1 protein-coding gene is annotated in these 251 nt (G+C 70.5%); it reads right to left on the minus strand.

Going from position 1 to position 251, the window contains the following annotated elements; translation table 11 throughout:
* On the minus strand, positions 1 to 251 hold a 251-nt coding region (locus FLQ44_RS22465), incomplete at both ends, for a thiamine pyrophosphate-dependent enzyme (protein ID WP_147696145.1).

Consider the following 251-nt stretch of genomic DNA (forward strand, 5'->3'; position numbering starts at 1 on the left):
AGGGTCGAGCGCGCGTCATCGATGCGGTGGGTGGTGAAGCCGACCTGGTTGTTGATGACCACGTGCACGGTGCCACCGACCGCGAAGCCGCGGGCCTGCGACATCTGCAGCAGCTCCATCACCACGCCCTGGCCGGCAAACGCCGCGTCGCCGTGGATCAGCACGGGCACCACCTGCTTGCGCTCGGCGTCCTCGCGGCGGGTCTGGCGCGCGCGCACGCTGCCGGCGATCACCGGGTCGATGATCTCCAG

The organism is Vogesella mureinivorans (assembly GCF_007644035.1).
GTDB lineage: Bacteria > Pseudomonadota > Gammaproteobacteria > Burkholderiales > Chromobacteriaceae > Vogesella > Vogesella mureinivorans.